1 protein-coding gene is annotated in these 338 nt (G+C 28.1%); it reads left to right on the plus strand.

From position 1 onward, the window contains the following. Window positions 1–180: 180 nt before the first annotated feature. Window positions 181–338, plus strand: a 158-nt coding sequence (locus KI369_RS28260; protein ID WP_212958963.1) for a DUF2512 family protein, incomplete at its 3' end; no start/stop codon positions are given.

Below are 338 nucleotides of genomic sequence, written 5' to 3' on the forward strand. Positions count from 1 at the left end.
CCGGATTCCCCCTTACCTAAAAATGTCATATACTCTCATTTTACTATAACATTTTTTTGTTATTTTTATAATATTTAGACTAAATTTCGAACATGAAAAAGTTTTATGTAAATATACCCGTTGCAATGTATGAACTCCAGAATTTATTGAAAAACTATGTATAAATTGGAGGTGTAAATTTTGAATGATTTCACAGTAGTGCTTATCAAGTTTATTTCGTGTATTATCGCATTCAGTATTGGACTCGCTTTATTTTTCCCTGCAACGTTCGTCCAAATTATTTCTTTCAGTCTTTTTGTAACAATCGTATCTTATATGTTCGTTGATAAAATTATTTT

The organism is Bacillus sanguinis (assembly GCF_018332475.1).
Taxonomy (GTDB): domain Bacteria; phylum Bacillota; class Bacilli; order Bacillales; family Bacillaceae_G; genus Bacillus_A; species Bacillus_A sanguinis.